Below are 14,796 nucleotides of genomic sequence, written 5' to 3' on the forward strand. Positions count from 1 at the left end.
AATTGCCACGTTAACCGTCGATCAACTTGCCGCCACAGTCACATATTTCGCACTGTCACACTGCTCCAGTTGCTCACAAAGCCCCGCCACCACTGCTTTCAGGCCCGCTTCGTCCCGTTCGTCGAAGCGTTGATAAACCGTGCTATCGATATCCAAAACGCCGATCACCCGGCCGCCAACCGCCAGCGGCAGCACGATTTCCGCGTTGCTGGCCGCATCGCAGGCGATATGGCCCGGAAACGCATGCACGTCGCCGACGCGCTGCACGCGATTTTCCGCCACCGCCGTGCCGCACACGCCCTTGCCCACCGGAATGCGCACGCAGGCGATCTTGCCCTGGAACGGCCCCAGCACCAGCTGAGCGCCATCCATCAGATAGAAACCGACCCAGTTCACGTCATCCAGACGCTCGTTGAGCAAGGCGCTGGCGTTGGACAGCGCCGCGATAAAGTTGGTCTCCCCGCCGAGCAACGCGCTCAGATCACGTTTTAATTCCGCGTAGAATTGTTCTTTTGTCATGTGATAACCATTGAAACAGTGAAGATGGCCAGAAGCCCAAAGCTTAGGCCCTATAAAATAAGCATTAAATGCGTATAGCCACAAGGTTAATCATCTGTTGCTTCACAAAACCCCGTCGCTCGGGGTATGTTTGCCGCTCAGAATCCCGGTTTACCTCGTTTTACCGTCCGGCGCCCGATCGCCGGTGACGCGGCCGGTTTATTTTTCAGCTACGCTGACAGTTCCGGCGGGCTCAAGGGCAGCTACTTGTCAAAAATGAAAATACACGCGATCACCGCCCCCCTTTCCAAAGCGCGCCACCAACGCTGCTGCGAGTGCGATCTGCTGTTCATGCTGCCGCCGCTCAGCGGCAATCAGGCCGCTTATTGCCCGCGCTGCAACGCCAAGGTGGTGCACGGCCGCGACTGGTCGATGACGCGTCTGACCGCCATGGCGATCACCATGCTGCTGCTGATGCCGTTCGCCTTCACCGAACCGCTGATCAGCATCCGCCTGCTCGGCACGCGCATCGACGCCAGTTTGCTGGAGGGCATCTGGCAGATGAGCCGCCAGGGCGATCCGCTCACCGCCAGCATGGTGGCATTCTGCACCATCGGCGCCCCGCTGACGCTGGCGCTGTCGCTGCTGTACCTGCGCTTCGGCCATGCGCTCGGCATGAACCTGCGCCCGGTGCTGCTGATGCTGGAGCGGCTCAAAGAGTGGGTGATGCTGGACATTTATCTGATCGGCATGGCGGTGGCGGCGATCAAGGTGCAGGATTACGCCGACATCCAGGCGGGCAGCGCGCTGATCGCCTACCTGTCGCTCACGGTGCTCAGCATCCTGACGCTGATCCACGCTAATCTGGAGCAGCTGTGGGAGCGTTACTATCCGCAGGAACAGCCGGAAGGCCCGCCGGCGGCGCTGCATATTTGCCTGTCCTGCCACTATACCGGCTACCCTGACGCGCGCGGCCGCTGCCCGCGCTGCCATGTGCCGATGTGCCACCGCCAGCCCTACAGCCTGCAGAAAACCTGGGCAGCGCTGATCGCGGCGATGATCCTGCTGATACCGGCCAACCTGCTGCCGATTTCCATCATTTACGCCAACGGCGTGCGGATGGAAGACACCATCTTCTCCGGCGTGGTCTCACTGGCCACCTCCGGCAACGTGCCGATCGCCGCCATCGTGTTCATCGCCAGCGTGCTGGTGCCTTTTACCAAGGTGATCGTGCTGATCACGCTGTTGCTGAGCATCCACTTCAAAACCTCGCACAGCCTGAAGACGCGCATTCGTCTGCTGCGTCTGGTCACCTGGATCGGCCGCTGGTCGATGCTCGATCTGTTCGTTATCGCCTTGATGATGTCGCTGGTAAACCGCGACCAGCTGTTATCTTTTACTATGGGACCGGCCGCGTTTTACTTTGGCTCGGCGGTCATTTTGACTATTCTTGCCGTTGAGTGGCTCGATAGCCGATTGATTTGGGATGCACATGCAACAGGAAACGCCGACTACACCGACTGAAGCGCGGGTCAAGAACAAACGCCGCATTTCACCGTTCTGGTTACTGCCGTTCATCGCCCTGCTGATCGCCGGGTGGCTGGTCTATAACAATGTCCAGGAACGCGGCACCACCGTCACCATCGATTTCCAATCGGCGGCGGGCATCGTCGCCGGCCGCACGCCGGTGCGCTACCAGGGCGTTGAGGTTGGCACGGTGCAAAAAATCAGTCTGAGCAAAGATCTGCGCAGCATCGTGGTGGAAGCCAGTATCAAAAGCGATCTGGAAGACTCGCTGCGCGAAGGCACCCAGTTCTGGCTGGTGACGCCCAAGGCCTCGCTGGCCGGGGTATCCGGGCTCGATGCGCTGGTCGGCGGCAACTATATCGGCATGATGCCCGGCAGCGGCAAGGAGCAAACCCACTTCACCGCGCTCGATACCCAGCCGAAGTACCGCCTGAACACCGGCGAGCTGATGATTCACCTGCACGCCGACGATCTCGGCTCGCTCAACAGCGGCTCGCTGGTCTATTACCGTAAAATCCCGGTCGGCAAGGTGTATGACTACACCATCAGCGAAGGCAACAAGGGCGTAACCATCGACGTGCTGATCGACCGCCGCTTCGCCAACCTGGTGAAGAGCAACAGCCGCTTCTGGAACGTTTCCGGCTTCAAGGGCGATTTCAGCCTGTCCGGTGCCACGGTGCAGATGGAGAGCCTGGCGGCGCTGGTCAACGGCGCCATTGCCTTCGATTCTCCGGCCGATGGCCAGCAGGCCAAGGGCGATCAGAGCTATACCCTGTATCCTGATCTGGCCCACAGCCAGCGCGGCGTCAATATCCTGCTGGATCTGCCGAGCGGCAACAGCCTGAGCGAAAACCGCACGCCGCTGATGTACCAGGGGCTGCAGGTCGGCACCCTGACCAAGCTGACGTTGCAACAGGACAGCAAAGTGGTCGGTGAACTGACCATCGATCCTTCGGTGGTCGATCTGATGCGCAGCGGCACCCGCATCGTGATGCGCAGCCCGCGCATCAGCCTCAACGACGCCAAGCTTAGCCAGTTGCTGACCGGCACCACGCTGGAGCTGGTACCGGGCGAAGGCGAGCCGCAGCAGCGCTTCAACGTGCTGGACAGCAGCGAAACGCTGTTGCAACAGCCTGGCGTGCTGACCGTTACGCTGAATGCGCCGCAAAGCTACGGCATCGACGTCGGGCAGCCGCTGGTGGTGCACGGCGTGAAAGTCGGCCAAATCCTGAGCCGCACGCTGACCGCCGGCGGCGTGGTATTCACCGCCGCCATCGACGCGCAGTACCGCGGCCTGCTGCACAAAGACAGCAAATTCGTGGTCAACAGCCGCCTCGACGTCAAGCTGGGCATCGACGGCATGGAAGTGCTCGGTGCCAGCGCGCAGGAGTGGGTAGACGGCGGCGTGCGCATTATTCCCGGCAGCAAGGGGGAACCTGGCGGCCAATACCCGCTGTACGCCAACAGCGAAAAAGCCGAGGAAGGCATCGTCGGCAACGCCCCCGCCACCACCCTGACCCTCAGCGCCACCAGCCTGCCGGACGTGCAGGCCGGCTCGGTAGTGCTGTATCGCAAATTCCAGGTGGGCGAGATCGTCAACGTTCGGCCGAAGGCCAACGAGTTTGAGGTGGACGTCTACATCAGCCCGGAATACCGCAAGCTGCTGACGCGCGAAAGCATCTTCTGGGCCGAAGGCGGCGCCAAGGTGCAGCTCAACGGCAGCGGCCTGACGGTGCAGGCTTCGCCGCTCAACCGCGCGCTGAAAGGTGCCATCAGCTTCGATAATCTACAGGGCGTGACGCTGAACAAGGGCGCCAACCGCGTGCTGTACGCCAGCGAAACCGCCGCCCGCGCGGTGGGCAGCCAAATCACGCTGAAAACCTACGACGCCAGCAAGCTGTCGGCGGGTATGCCGCTGCGCTACCTCGGCATCGACGTCGGCCAGGTGGAGTCGCTGCAGCTGGCGCCGGAGCGCAACGAAGTGTTGGCCAAGGCGGTGCTGTATCCGGAATACGTGCAGACCTTCGCGCGCCTCGGCAGCCGCTTCTCGATCGTCTCGCCGGAGATCTCCGCCGCCGGCGTCAGCAACCTCGATACCCTGCTCCAGCCTTATATCAACGTGGAGCCGGGGCGCGGCCGCGAGCTGCGCACCTTCGAGCTGCAGCAGGCCAGCATCACCGACTCGCGCTATCTGGACGGCCTGAGCGTGGTGCTCGACGCCGCCGAAACCGGCTCGCTGCAGATCGGCACGCCGGTGCTGTTCCGCGGCGTGGAGGTCGGCACCATCACCGGTTTCTACCTTGGCGCCATGTCCGACCGGGTGCACGTCGCGCTGCGCATCAGCAAGAAGTATCAGCATCTGGTGCGCAACAACAGCGTGTTCTGGCTGGCGTCGGGTTACAACCTGCAGTTCGGCCTGACCGGCGGCGTGATCAAGAGCGGCACCTTCCAGCAGTTCATCCGCGGCGGTATCGCCTTCGCCACCCCGCCGACTATTCCGCTGGCGCCGAAAGCGACGCCGAACAAGCACTTCCTGCTGAATCCGGAAGAGCCGAAGGACTGGAAAACCTGGGGCACCGCCATTCCGCGAGATTAACTTTCGCGTTTCCCTCAGGGCCCGGCAATGCCGGGCCCTGTTTTTTTCCGCTTTGTGATAAACTCTCGCCCTTGTCTTTATTGCACCCTGAGAGTTCGCCCCGTGGCCAAATCCACCGCCGTTTTTCTGCCCCCCGCTTTCCTCGACGCCACCCGCGCCATCATGCCCGCCGAGCTGGCGATGGAAGATTTTATCGCCGCCTGTCAGCGCCCGCTGCGCCGCAGTCTGCGCGTCAACACGCTGAAAATCAGCGTCGCCGACTTCCTGGTGCTGGTGCAGGATTACGACTGGCGACTGGAGCCCATTCCCTGGTGCGCGGAAGGGTTCTGGATCGAACGCGACGATGAAGAGCTGCGATTAGGCAGCGCCGCCGAACACCTGAGCGGTCTGTTCTACATTCAGGAGGCCAGTTCGATGTTGCCGGTCAGCGCGCTGTTCGCCGGCGACGCGGCGCCGAATCGCGTGCTGGACGTGGCGGCGGCGCCGGGATCCAAAACCACCCAGATCGCCGCGTTGATGGGCAACCAGGGCGGCATCGTCGCCAACGAATACTCCGCCAGCCGGGTGAAAGTGCTGCACGCCAATATCAGCCGCTGCGGCGTGAAGAACACCGCGCTGACCCACTTCGACGGCCGGGTGTTCGGCGCCGCGCTGCCGGAGAGCTTCGACGCCATTCTGCTCGATGCCCCCTGCTCCGGCGAAGGCGTGGTACGCAAGGATCCGGACGCCATGAGCAACTGGTCGCCGGAAAGCGTGACCGAAATCGCCGCCACCCAACGCGAGCTGATCGACAGCGCGTTCCATGCGCTGGCGCCAGGCGGCGTGATGGTTTACTCCACCTGTACCCTCAATGCGCAGGAAAATCAGCAGGTGGTGCGTTGGCTGCTGGACACCTACGGCGACGCGGTCAGCATCGAGCCGCTGGGTGAGCTGTTCCCCGGTGCTGACAAGGCATTGACCGCCGAAGGTTTTCTGCACGTCTTCCCGCAGATTTACGACAGCGAAGGGTTTTTCGTCGCCCGTCTGCGCAAACAGCGCGCCGTGGCGCCGTTGCCGAAACCGACCTATAAAGTCGGTAAGTTTCCGTTCAGCCCACTGTCCGGCAAAGAGGCGGCGCTGGTCGCCCAAGCCGCCGCCGCATCCGGCTTAACCTGGGGCGATGACAGCCGGCTGTGGGAGCGCGATAAGGAAATCTGGCTGTTCCCGGCCGAGCTGGAGCCGCTGTTCGGCAAGGTGCGCTTCTCGCGCATCGGTCTCAAGCTGGCGGAGCGTTTCCCGAAAGGTTTCCGTTGGCAGCACGAAGCGGCGATCGCCCTCGCGGGCGCCGGCGGCAAACAGCATTTCGAGCTGGACGCCGCGCTGGCCCAGGAGTGGTATCACGGCCGCGATCTCTACCCTGAGCAGCCACCGGCGGGCGACGAGTGCATCGTCACCTATCAGGGGCAACCTCTGGGCATCGCCAAACGCATTGGCAGCCGTATCAAGAATAACCTGCCGCGCGAGCTGGTGCGGGATGGCGCCCTGGATTTCCACCTGTAAACAATACCGCGCCGGGGAATGAAACTCCCCGGCGATAAAATAACGCTAATAATATTCCCATCGCCGTTCGTTATTATTCTAATCATTTCACTTTATCGGTATACCTCGTCTGAAAGCCCCGCCAGCCGGGGAATGAGAATAAAAAGTTTCTCGTTTTCATCAAGACAATTCCCGATTCTTATTCTATTAATTAAAGTGCAGCTAAATGAATACGTTCAACCCACCTCTGGGTGGCGTCTTTGCGGGCTTTCTCTCATACGGCAAGGAATATAAGATGAAAAAAACTCTGATGGCATTGACCTCGGTAGCAACCCTGCTGTGCGCCAACGGCGCGGCTAACGCAGCAGGCACCATTCAAGGCACGTTAGGCGTGACGCTGACCATCGGCGCCGGTTGCGTCGTGGGAGGCGGCAACAGCAGTGGTTCCGTCAACGACTTCGGCTCCATCAGCTTCGGCACTTACTCTTCACTGGCCAACATCATCGACGCCAGCGCCACCGGCGCAGGGGGGGCCGGTACGCTGTCATTGACCTGCACCACCGGCACAGACTACACGGTGGCGCTGGACAACGGGCTCCACGTCACTTCAGGCACCCAACGCCGCATGGCCAGCACGGCAGGCGCATTCATCAGTTATAACCTGTACCAGGATGCCGCACGCACCACCGCCTGGGGCAGCGGCGCCAACGCGCGGACCGGCACCGGCACCGGCGCCGCTGTTCCGCTGATCGTCTATGGCCGCGTACCGGCGGCCGGATCTACCCCGGCGGCGGACACCTATAACGACACCGTCACGATGACGGTCACCTGGTAACGGTGCGGCGCGCGCTTTGCTGCTGCGGATTATGGGCGTGCAGCCTGTTGGCGCAGGCCGACAGTAAAACCGCGACCCTCGGCGTCAGCGCGACCTTGCTCAGCGCCTGTGAGGCCGGCAGCAGCTCAGGTGGCAACGTCAGCTTCGGCACGCTGAATTTCGGCACGCTGTATTTTCTCAGCACCGCAACCAGCGTCGCCGGGCAGCAAAACGCCGGCGCCATTCGGGTGAAATGCACCAACGGCACCAGCTACAGCGTTCTGCTTGGCGGCGGGCAAAGCGGCAATACCGCTGCCCGCTACCTGCAAAGCGCGGCAGGCCAACGGGTGAATTACAACCTGTACACCAACGCCGCCCACAGCACCATTTGGGATAATCTGACGGGCGTGTCACAAACCGCCAACGGTACGGACAACTGGCTGCCGGTCTATGGCATGATCCCGGCGCAGTCCACACCCCCGACAGGCAGCTACACCGATACGGTACAGGTCACGATCAATTGGTAATGACGATGCGCGCTTCCATTTGCGGTTTGCTGTTCTGCCTGCCGCTTTTCCCGGCCCAAAGCGATACCGGCGTCAACGATTTGACCAAAAGCCAGCCGTTCACCGTCAATGCAACCGTGGTAAAAGGCTGCGTATTGGGCAGCGGCGTCAGTGACGTGACCACCTTCGGCACCCTGAACTTCGGCCAGTTGTCCTCGCTGAGCAACGCAGTCAGCATCGTCTCCAGCAGCGGTGCCGGTTCGGTGCTGTTTCGCTGCAACCCGGGGCTGAGCGTGACGCTGGCCCTCGGCGTCGGCAATCACGTGACCGGATCCATCGCCGGCGGCAGAAAATTACAAAATGCCGTCACGTCGGAAACGCTGCTGTATCAACTTTATCAAGACAGCAACTACGCCACCCTTTGGGGAGATGGCGCCAACGGCGGCGCGGCGCAGACCGTCGCCGCCACCGGCAGCACGCAAGAAATCAAGGTTTACGCCCGTCTGTTTTCGACCAGTACCCTGCCCACCAGTGGCGTTTACAGCGATACGGTCTTGTTGACGGTCACTTATTAAGTTTTTTGCAATAAGGATTGAGTTATGCGCATACCCTTCCGACTGCCGTTAACGGCAGCCTTGCTCCTGGCAAGCCAACAGCACGCCCTGGCCGCGGCTTCCATTCTCATTTGGCCTATCGATCCGGTGATTGAAGATCAACAGCAGGCCACCGCGCTGTGGCTGGAAAATCGCGACAGCAAACCGGTCTATATGCAAATTCGCGTGCTGGGTTGGCAGCAAACCGCCGGCAAAGACGATTACAGCAACCAAAGCGACGTGATCGCCAGCCCGCCGGTGGCGTCGATCGCGCCAGGCAAACGCCAACTGATACGCCTGATCAAACAGTCGGCCCCGGCGGCGGGACAGGAGCGCGCCTACCGCATTTTGGTCGATGAAGTGCCGGTGAAAGAACCCGCGTCGAGCGCCGCTCCCGGCGGCGCGGAGATGGGGCTGAAATTCCAGATGCGCTACTCGGTGCCGCTGTTCGTCAGCGGCAAAGGCATTTGGACCAAACAGGACAGCGAAAAACCGCGCGATTACGCGACCGCCAGCCAACCCCAGCTCAGCTATCGTCTACAGCAGCAAAGCAGCGAACGCTGGCTGGAGGTGCGAAACCAAGGCGCAGTGCATGCCCGTATCTCGAAAGTGACGCTGCAAGGCCGCAGCCTGAATCCCGGCCTGATGGGATACGTGCTGCCCGGTTCACAGATGCGCTTCGCCTTGCCGCCCGCAGGCGCTTTCAGCAGCGGCAAGCTGATGGCCACGGTCAATGACAACAAACAGCCCATAGCCATTCCGTCTTATTGAGGCCCAGGTGCAGCCGACAGGGAGGCTATCGACGCGGCGCTTCAGCCTTAAGCCGCTGGCGTTTGCCATGCTGAGCATGGCGGCCGGCGGGTGGCTGCCGTTTGCGCTCGGCGACGATCTGCCGCCGCCGCCCAGCGCCGTCAGCATGCCGGACACCACGCTGTATCTGGAGCCGGTCGTCAACGGGCGCCAAACCGGCAACGTCGTGCCGGTCAACTACCGCGGCGGCCATTACTACATGACACCCCAACAACTGCTCGACGCCGGGCTGCCGGTAGCGGATAAACAGGCGAAAGAAATCGCCGTCGATCGGCTGGAGAAGGTGGATGTCAGCTACAGCGGCGAGAGCCAGCAGTTGCTGATCAACGTGCCCAACGACTGGTTGCCACAGCAAACCATCGGCGCCCGTTCACCGTTGCAGCGCTTGCCGGCGCAAAGCAGCCTCGGTTTGCTGTTCAACTACGACATCTACGCCAGCCAAAGCAACGGCAATGGCCGGCCGGGCTACCTGTCAGCGTGGAGCGAACAGCGCCTGTTCGACGGGTTCGGCGTCGTCGCCAACACCGGCATCTACCGCAGCGGGTTTAACGGCGGGCCAAACGACGATGGCGGCCGCTATATTCGGTACGACAGCTACTGGCGTTTCAACGATGATCAACGGATGCTGAGTGTAATCGCCGGTGACCTTACCACCGGCTCGCTCCCCTGGAGCAGCGCCGTGCGCATCGGCGGCTTGCAATTGGCGCGCAATTTCGCGGTGCGCCCGGATCTTATCACCTACCCGTTACCGCAGTTTTCCGGCCAGGCGGCATTGCCCAGCAGCGTCGATTTATACATCAACAGCTATAAAAACAGCACCACCAACATTAATCCCGGCCCGTTTACCCTCAACAGCGTGCCCTACATTAACGGCGCGGGTCAGGCCACCGTCGTCACCACCGACGCCCTCGGCCGCCAGGTCAGCACCACGGTACCGTTCTACGTGGCCAGCAACCTGCTGCAGACCGGCATGAGCGATTTCAGCATTTCCACCGGCTTGCTGCGACGCAACTACGGGTTGAATTCTGCCGATTACGGGCAATGGGTAGGCAGCGCCAGTTTACGTTACGGCGTCACTGATTGGTTAACCCTGGAAGGGCGCGCCGAAGGCGCAGCCGAGTTGGCGGTCGGCGGCGGCGGCGCCGACATTCGCGTCGGACAATGGGGGGTTCTCAACGCGTCCTACAGCGTCAGCCAGGCCGGCGACGACGCGTTTAACGGCGGCCGGCCAATACCATCCCCCGCCTATTATGACCCGCTGACCGGCAGGCCGTTGCAGCAGCCAGATCCTCAGCCCGTCTATCGCTACACCGGCAACCACGGCGATCAAAGCAGCTTTGGCTACACCTACAGCAACCCACGTTTCAGCCTCAACGCGCAACGCATCCTGCGCAGCGCCGATTTTGGCGACATTTCCGTGTATAAAAGCGACTACCGTCTGAGCCGTCGCACCGATCAGTTGACCGGCAGCGTCAGCCTGGGCCGGCTAGGCAGCCTCGGCGCCGGTTATTTTGACGTTCGCGACGCCATCGCTCAACGGACCCGCCTGGTGAACCTGTCCTACAGTGTGTCGCTTTGGCGCAACAGCAGCCTGTACGCCTCCCTCAACCGGGAAATCGGCAGCAGCGGTTACAGCGCCCAACTGCAGCTCTCCATTCCGTTTGACAGCTGGGGCACAGCCAGCCTCAGCGCCGCGCGCGACAACAATAACCGCTGGAGCGAACGCGTCAGCTACAGCCGCGCCGCGCCGACCGATGGCGGTTTCGGCTGGAATCTGGCCTACGCCAATAACCCGAGCGGCGGCGATTACCGCCAGGCGGATCTGACCTGGCGAACCCGCAGACTCGAAGCCCGAGCGGGCGTATACGGCACCCGCGATGAAACCAACCACTGGGGCGAAATCAGCGGTTCGCTGGTGGCGATGAACGGCGGCGTATACGCCACCAACACCATCAACGATGCCTTTGCGCTGGTGTCCACGCAAGGATACGCCGACATTCCGGTGAGCTATGAGAACCAGCCGATCGGCAAGACCGATGCCCAGGGCTATTTACTGGTGCCGACCGTCACCTCTTACTACCATGCGAAATTCCAGATTGATCCGCTTAGCCTGCCCGCCGACGTTGCGCTGCCGACGGTGGAAAAAACCGTCGCCATTCGCGATCACAGCGGTTTTCTGGTTGAGTTCCCCATCCAACCCATCTCCGCCGCCGACGTCGAACTGGTTGACGAGCAAGGCAAACCGCTGGCCAACGGCAGCCAGGTGGCGGTGGTTGGCGGCAATCAGCAAAGCTATGTCGGTTGGGACGGCATGACCTATATCGACCCGGTGCAACAACACAATCGTCTGAGCGTGATCCCGGCCGACGGCGGCCCGCCGTGTCAGGCGGAATTCAGTCTGGCGAAGCCTCAGGGCATCCAGCGCGTCGGCCCGGTTGTCTGCCGCTAATTCAACGACGGAGAGTCACTATGTTTCGGGGATTGAAAGCCTTATTGTTAACCCTCTCGCTGCTGCTCTGTCAGCGCGCATTCGCCGACTGCGCCACCACCAACGGCACCGTCACCTTACCGGGAAGCAGCTCTTTCGTGGTCTACAACGGGCAGATTAACGCCCAGGGCACTGCCGGCCTCAACTGCACCGGGCTCGGGCTCAGTTTGCTGTCGCAAAACACCGTCACGGTCAAAATCGCCTCCACCACCAACAATATGGCGGTTGCCAACACCGACGGTTCCGGCGATAAAATCGCTTACCTGATCTACCCCGACGCCAACTACCAATATCCTTACAGCATCGGCCAAACCATCGACTACAGCTCGCTCAACCTGCTGTCGCTGATCCTGATTTCCTCCAACGTCAACTTTCCGCTGTATATCAAAACCACCGCCGGCGCCAACGTGCGCGCAGGAACCTATACCGACAGCATCAACCTGATCTGGAATTACCATATTTGCGGTCTGGGCGTGCTCGGCCTGTGCGTTTGGTGGGACGGCGTCGACAAACCCAGCACGGTCAGCGTCAGCGTCACCATCACCAAAGATTGCCTGATCGGCACCGCGCCCAACGTCAACTTCGGCAGCATGGCGTTGGTCGGGCAGTTCAATCCCGTCAATCAAAGCATCACCTTGACCTGCACCAAAACCGAGGGATACAACACCTATTTCACCAACGGCAATAACCCGGTCACCGGTTGGCGGCGCATGAAAAGCGGCACCAGCAACTTCATGCAGTACCAGATTTACTTGCCTAACACGACGACCGTTTGGGATAGCACCAACAAACAGAGCGGCGCCGGCACCGGGCTGGCGCAAAGCATCCCGTATAAGGCGGCGGTCAATGCGGCGCAGACGGAAGTGGCGGTCGGCAGCTATCAAGACAACCTCAGTTTTGTGGTGGAGTACTAGGCGTTGTGTTTTGCCGGCGTGGAAATTGTTTCCAAAATGTAATTTTTATGTGGCATTTTTTGCTCATTTGGCTATGCTCTTACCGATGACCAAACTGGTCTAACCTCCTACCACACCATTGAGCAAGGAGTTCCCATGAGCAAAACCGTCGTAAAAATTGGCAGCTTCGAGGTCGATGACGCGCATCTTCACGCCGGCGCCGACCGTGCCGGCACCCTGAGCATTCCCTGCAAGTCCGATCCGGATCTGTGCATGCAGCTGGACGGCTGGGATGAACACACCAGCATCCCGGCGATCCTCGACGGCAAACAGTCGCTGCTGTACAAGCAACACTACGATCGGCAGGCGGACGCCTGGGTGATGCGGCTGGCATGATAGTGCATCAGAACGGCTGACGACGCGCTGTTTTCATCGGAAACAGCGCGTTTTTTTATGCGATGGCGATGCCGCGGCCGGCAAAGAAAGGGGCGAAGCGGCTGAGCGGCAGGCATACCCGCTCGCGCGTCGCCGGACTGTCGCCCGAAGGGTTGTGGAAGGTCACGCTTTGCGCATCGGCGGCGGTGATCAGCACCAGATGCCCGCCCCTGTGCGGCGGCGTGCTCTCCGGCCGGCGAATGGCGGGATGCACCGAAGCGATAAAGTAGCGGCATTCGCTAAGCAGCGCCGGCACGTCGGCAGCTTCCAGCCCCACCTTCACCTCCGCTTGCAGCGCGAACTGCTCGCGCACGTACTCGACGAACGGCGCGTAAATCAGGCCCTTTATCCGTTCACCCTCGCGCACATAGGCGCCGTAGGGCAGGCTGCGGCGCGCCAGTTCCAGCAGCGGCGGCGTTTCGCCGTCGCGATGGCCCAGCACCATTTTCAGGCAGGCCATGCCGCACACGTGGTTGGCCCACTCGATGTACTCTGCCCGATCGCGGGCGCCGCTGCGCGCCCAATTTTCGTCTTGCGCCAGCGTCGCGCGGCCGGCTATCAGATCGGCGGCCAACTCCGGGCTCGCCCACTGGCACTCGTAGGGAACGGCGCGCATAAGATTAGAATTTGTCGACGACTTTGAAATTCATCAACACCAGCGTCATGTCCGGCGAGAACAGATCGTACGCTTCGAAGAAGCGCTGCAGCTCTTTGCGCCAATGCGCCAGCGAGCGATCGCCCTCGCCTTCGGCAAAGGCGTGCGCTTCATCGACCTGATCGTACGTTTTCATTTCCACCGCGGTCAGCTCGACCGCGCAGACCGGCTCCCCCTTGCCGTCCACCACCAGGAACAGATCGCCGGCCTGCGGGATCCCCTCGCCGTCCAGGTTGGAACAGGTGGCCGTTTTGGTGCCATTGAGGATCAATTGCACCACTTCATCGGCCTGCTGCTCGGTATCGCCGAATGCCCAACGCTCAAGGTGTTCGTATTTCTGTGGAATTGCCGTCGCCATGATTATACCTTTTGGAAAAATGCCTTAATGCAGACAGGATAGTACAACGTATTGCCGGCCGTCTGCATCCGTCGCAGGCGCGACTGCGCGTTCCGCCACCGCCACCTTTACGCGTTTTTACCGTTCTTCGCTGTGCCTGTCGCGCTGCGGGGCGCATACTGTGAACATTATTCACCCAATGGCGTCCGCCAGGCGGTAACATGCGGCAAAATGACATCGATGCTGACGATACGTTCAGCGACTTACTCAACGGCGTCGCGTTAGTGACGCTTTTCCTCATCCTCCTCGCCGGCGGGTGGTATTTCAGCTAAAAGGGAGGGCAGCGTGGCAACAAAACGCATGGGCAACAAGCTCGGTAAAATGGTGGTGGTGCTGCTGCTGATCTGCCTGGCGCTGCTGCTGTTGCGTTGGGCGGCGATCGCCTTCGGTTGATCCCGCGAAATGACGCCGGCAACGCCGGCGCCCTGTTCACCGCCGCCGTGGCGCGGTCGGCTCCAGCAACTCCCGCAAATAGGCCAAACGCGCCTCCCCCTGAAGCAACCAGCGGCGACACAGCCAATGCTGCGTTTCACCCGTGCGGCTCAGGCGGTAGTACTCCGCCAAGGTTTCGACCCAGTTCATGATGTTTTCTCCTGCTTTTCGACACCGCAAGTATTGAGCGTAAAAACCAGAAGAAATACTGATGGCTTGTTTTTTATGCTTCCTGTTTTAGGCGGCGGGTAGCGAAGCCGCAGCTCAGCTGCTACATTGGGCAAAAATCAACCAGCCGAGGTAGACCATGACGTTCTCGGAACAGGAGATTAAACCCGTATGGGATGAGGTCGCACGCCTGATCGGCGACGGCGTGATGCATCTGCGTCATCGCGGCGAAGCGCTGTCGGTGGAAACGCTGGAAAAACATCTGGCGCGGCAGCTGGCGGACAGCAACGATATCGAACGGCGCATCCTGCTCGGCGCCGCCATCAACATGCTGAAAGGCGGAAAATGAATCGCCAACCGAAGAAGGTTGGCGATCCGACAGAAGCCCGAGGTATGCAAGCCCGGCCTTCTGCGCGCTACTATGTCACGCTAATATGACGTAATTAATAGGAATTGTCGGGTTTTT

16 protein-coding genes are annotated in these 14,796 nt (G+C 61.0%); 12 read left to right on the forward strand and 4 right to left on the reverse strand.

Going from position 1 to position 14,796, the window contains the following annotated elements:
- Window positions 1-21: 21 nt before the first annotated feature.
- A complete protein-coding gene (locus ACJ8IJ_RS18825) occupies window positions 22-519 on the reverse strand; it encodes a GAF domain-containing protein (protein ID WP_004931498.1) in 498 nt (165 codons plus the stop codon).
- Between the two features lie 255 nt (window positions 520-774).
- Between ACJ8IJ_RS18825 and yebS the strand changes: the two genes are divergently transcribed.
- The 10 genes from yebS to ACJ8IJ_RS18875 all read left to right on the forward strand — a co-directional run bounded on the left by yebS (window position 775) and on the right by ACJ8IJ_RS18875 (window position 12,639).
- Entirely contained in the window at window positions 775-2,022 is a 1,248-nt protein-coding gene (gene yebS / locus ACJ8IJ_RS18830; RefSeq protein WP_031300492.1) for a membrane integrity lipid transport subunit YebS, read from the forward strand.
- A complete protein-coding gene (locus ACJ8IJ_RS18835) occupies window positions 1,991-4,621 on the forward strand; it encodes a PqiB family protein (RefSeq protein WP_015377667.1) in 2,631 nt (876 codons plus the stop codon). The genes yebS and ACJ8IJ_RS18835 overlap by 32 nt, the downstream gene beginning before the upstream one ends.
- A gap of 102 nt (window positions 4,622-4,723) precedes the next feature.
- Window positions 4,724-6,160 carry a 16S rRNA (cytosine(1407)-C(5))-methyltransferase RsmF gene (gene rsmF, locus ACJ8IJ_RS18840; RefSeq protein WP_085336998.1) on the forward strand — a complete coding sequence of 479 codons (1,437 nt, stop codon included), beginning with the start codon at window positions 4,724-4,726 and terminating at the stop codon, window positions 6,158-6,160.
- A 274-nt stretch (window positions 6,161-6,434) separates the two neighbouring features.
- A complete protein-coding gene (locus ACJ8IJ_RS18845; protein WP_015377665.1) occupies window positions 6,435-6,974 on the forward strand; it encodes a Csu type fimbrial protein in 540 nt (179 codons plus the stop codon).
- A gap of 2 nt (window positions 6,975-6,976) precedes the next feature.
- Window positions 6,977-7,480, forward strand: coding sequence for a Csu type fimbrial protein (locus tag ACJ8IJ_RS18850; protein WP_033633239.1), 504 nt, complete (start codon window positions 6,977-6,979; stop codon window positions 7,478-7,480).
- Window positions 7,481-7,485: 5 nt separating this feature from the next.
- Window positions 7,486-8,034 carry a Csu type fimbrial protein gene (locus ACJ8IJ_RS18855; protein WP_162895228.1) on the forward strand — a complete coding sequence of 183 codons (549 nt, stop codon included), beginning with the start codon at window positions 7,486-7,488 and terminating at the stop codon, window positions 8,032-8,034.
- 24 nt (window positions 8,035-8,058) lie between these two features.
- A complete protein-coding gene (locus ACJ8IJ_RS18860) occupies window positions 8,059-8,823 on the forward strand; it encodes a fimbrial biogenesis chaperone (RefSeq protein WP_004931510.1) in 765 nt (254 codons plus the stop codon).
- A 67-nt stretch (window positions 8,824-8,890) separates the two neighbouring features.
- Window positions 8,891-11,311 carry a fimbria/pilus outer membrane usher protein gene (locus ACJ8IJ_RS18865; RefSeq protein WP_176222023.1) on the forward strand — a complete coding sequence of 807 codons (2,421 nt, stop codon included), beginning with the start codon at window positions 8,891-8,893 and terminating at the stop codon, window positions 11,309-11,311.
- A 20-nt stretch (window positions 11,312-11,331) separates the two neighbouring features.
- Window positions 11,332-12,264 (forward strand): Csu type fimbrial protein, encoded by a 933-nt coding sequence (locus ACJ8IJ_RS18870; protein ID WP_004931514.1) that lies wholly within the window; start codon window positions 11,332-11,334, stop codon window positions 12,262-12,264.
- Between the two features lie 135 nt (window positions 12,265-12,399).
- A complete protein-coding gene (locus ACJ8IJ_RS18875) occupies window positions 12,400-12,639 on the forward strand; it encodes a DUF1480 family protein (RefSeq protein ID WP_004931517.1) in 240 nt (79 codons plus the stop codon).
- A gap of 55 nt (window positions 12,640-12,694) precedes the next feature.
- Here ACJ8IJ_RS18875 and ACJ8IJ_RS18880 read toward each other — a convergent pair whose 3' ends face one another.
- A complete protein-coding gene (locus tag ACJ8IJ_RS18880) occupies window positions 12,695-13,294 on the reverse strand; it encodes a C39 family peptidase (RefSeq protein WP_044031381.1) in 600 nt (199 codons plus the stop codon).
- Between the two features lie 4 nt (window positions 13,295-13,298).
- A complete protein-coding gene (locus ACJ8IJ_RS18885) occupies window positions 13,299-13,691 on the reverse strand; it encodes an ASCH domain-containing protein (protein WP_044031382.1) in 393 nt (130 codons plus the stop codon).
- Between the two features lie 339 nt (window positions 13,692-14,030).
- Between ACJ8IJ_RS18885 and yniD the strand changes: the two genes are divergently transcribed.
- A complete protein-coding gene (yniD, locus tag ACJ8IJ_RS18890) occupies window positions 14,031-14,123 on the forward strand; it encodes a small membrane protein YniD (protein WP_021505513.1) in 93 nt (30 codons plus the stop codon).
- A gap of 36 nt (window positions 14,124-14,159) precedes the next feature.
- Here the strand turns inward: yniD and ACJ8IJ_RS18895 are convergent, their stop codons facing one another.
- Window positions 14,160-14,312 carry a hypothetical protein gene (locus ACJ8IJ_RS18895; RefSeq protein WP_004931524.1) on the reverse strand — a complete coding sequence of 51 codons (153 nt, stop codon included), beginning with the start codon at window positions 14,310-14,312 and terminating at the stop codon, window positions 14,160-14,162.
- Window positions 14,313-14,469: 157 nt separating this feature from the next.
- On the opposite strand from ACJ8IJ_RS18895, the gene ACJ8IJ_RS18900 reads away from it, so the two are divergent.
- A complete protein-coding gene (locus tag ACJ8IJ_RS18900) occupies window positions 14,470-14,679 on the forward strand; it encodes a hypothetical protein (RefSeq protein WP_442518445.1) in 210 nt (69 codons plus the stop codon).
- Window positions 14,680-14,796: the final 117 nt, after the last annotated feature.

It is taken from the genome of Serratia sp. CY40230, from assembly GCF_052168835.1.
GTDB classification, from domain to species: Bacteria; Pseudomonadota; Gammaproteobacteria; order Enterobacterales; family Enterobacteriaceae; genus Serratia; species Serratia nematodiphila.

What these genes read in the sequence shown, in the direction of transcription:
- ACJ8IJ_RS18825 (WP_004931498.1), bottom strand. Translation starts at nt 519, where the DNA reads ATGACAAAAGAACAATTCTACGCGGAATTAAAACGTGATCTGAGCGCG.
- yebS (WP_031300492.1), top strand. Translation starts at nt 775, where the DNA reads ATGAAAATACACGCGATCACCGCCCCCCTTTCCAAAGCGCGCCACCAA.
- ACJ8IJ_RS18835 (WP_015377667.1), top strand. Translation starts at nt 1,991, where the DNA reads ATGCAACAGGAAACGCCGACTACACCGACTGAAGCGCGGGTCAAGAAC.
- ACJ8IJ_RS18845 (WP_015377665.1), top strand. Translation starts at nt 6,435, where the DNA reads ATGAAAAAAACTCTGATGGCATTGACCTCGGTAGCAACCCTGCTGTGC.
- ACJ8IJ_RS18855 (WP_162895228.1), top strand. Translation starts at nt 7,486, where the DNA reads ATGCGCGCTTCCATTTGCGGTTTGCTGTTCTGCCTGCCGCTTTTCCCG.
- ACJ8IJ_RS18860 (WP_004931510.1), top strand. Translation starts at nt 8,059, where the DNA reads ATGCGCATACCCTTCCGACTGCCGTTAACGGCAGCCTTGCTCCTGGCA.
- ACJ8IJ_RS18865 (WP_176222023.1), top strand. Translation starts at nt 8,891, where the DNA reads ATGCTGAGCATGGCGGCCGGCGGGTGGCTGCCGTTTGCGCTCGGCGAC.
- ACJ8IJ_RS18870 (WP_004931514.1), top strand. Translation starts at nt 11,332, where the DNA reads ATGTTTCGGGGATTGAAAGCCTTATTGTTAACCCTCTCGCTGCTGCTC.
- ACJ8IJ_RS18875 (WP_004931517.1), top strand. Translation starts at nt 12,400, where the DNA reads ATGAGCAAAACCGTCGTAAAAATTGGCAGCTTCGAGGTCGATGACGCG.
- ACJ8IJ_RS18880 (WP_044031381.1), bottom strand. Translation starts at nt 13,294, where the DNA reads ATGCGCGCCGTTCCCTACGAGTGCCAGTGGGCGAGCCCGGAGTTGGCC.
- ACJ8IJ_RS18885 (WP_044031382.1), bottom strand. Translation starts at nt 13,691, where the DNA reads ATGGCGACGGCAATTCCACAGAAATACGAACACCTTGAGCGTTGGGCA.
- yniD (WP_021505513.1), top strand. Translation starts at nt 14,031, where the DNA reads ATGGGCAACAAGCTCGGTAAAATGGTGGTGGTGCTGCTGCTGATCTGC.
- ACJ8IJ_RS18895 (WP_004931524.1), bottom strand. Translation starts at nt 14,312, where the DNA reads ATGAACTGGGTCGAAACCTTGGCGGAGTACTACCGCCTGAGCCGCACG.
- ACJ8IJ_RS18900 (WP_442518445.1), top strand. Translation starts at nt 14,470, where the DNA reads ATGACGTTCTCGGAACAGGAGATTAAACCCGTATGGGATGAGGTCGCA.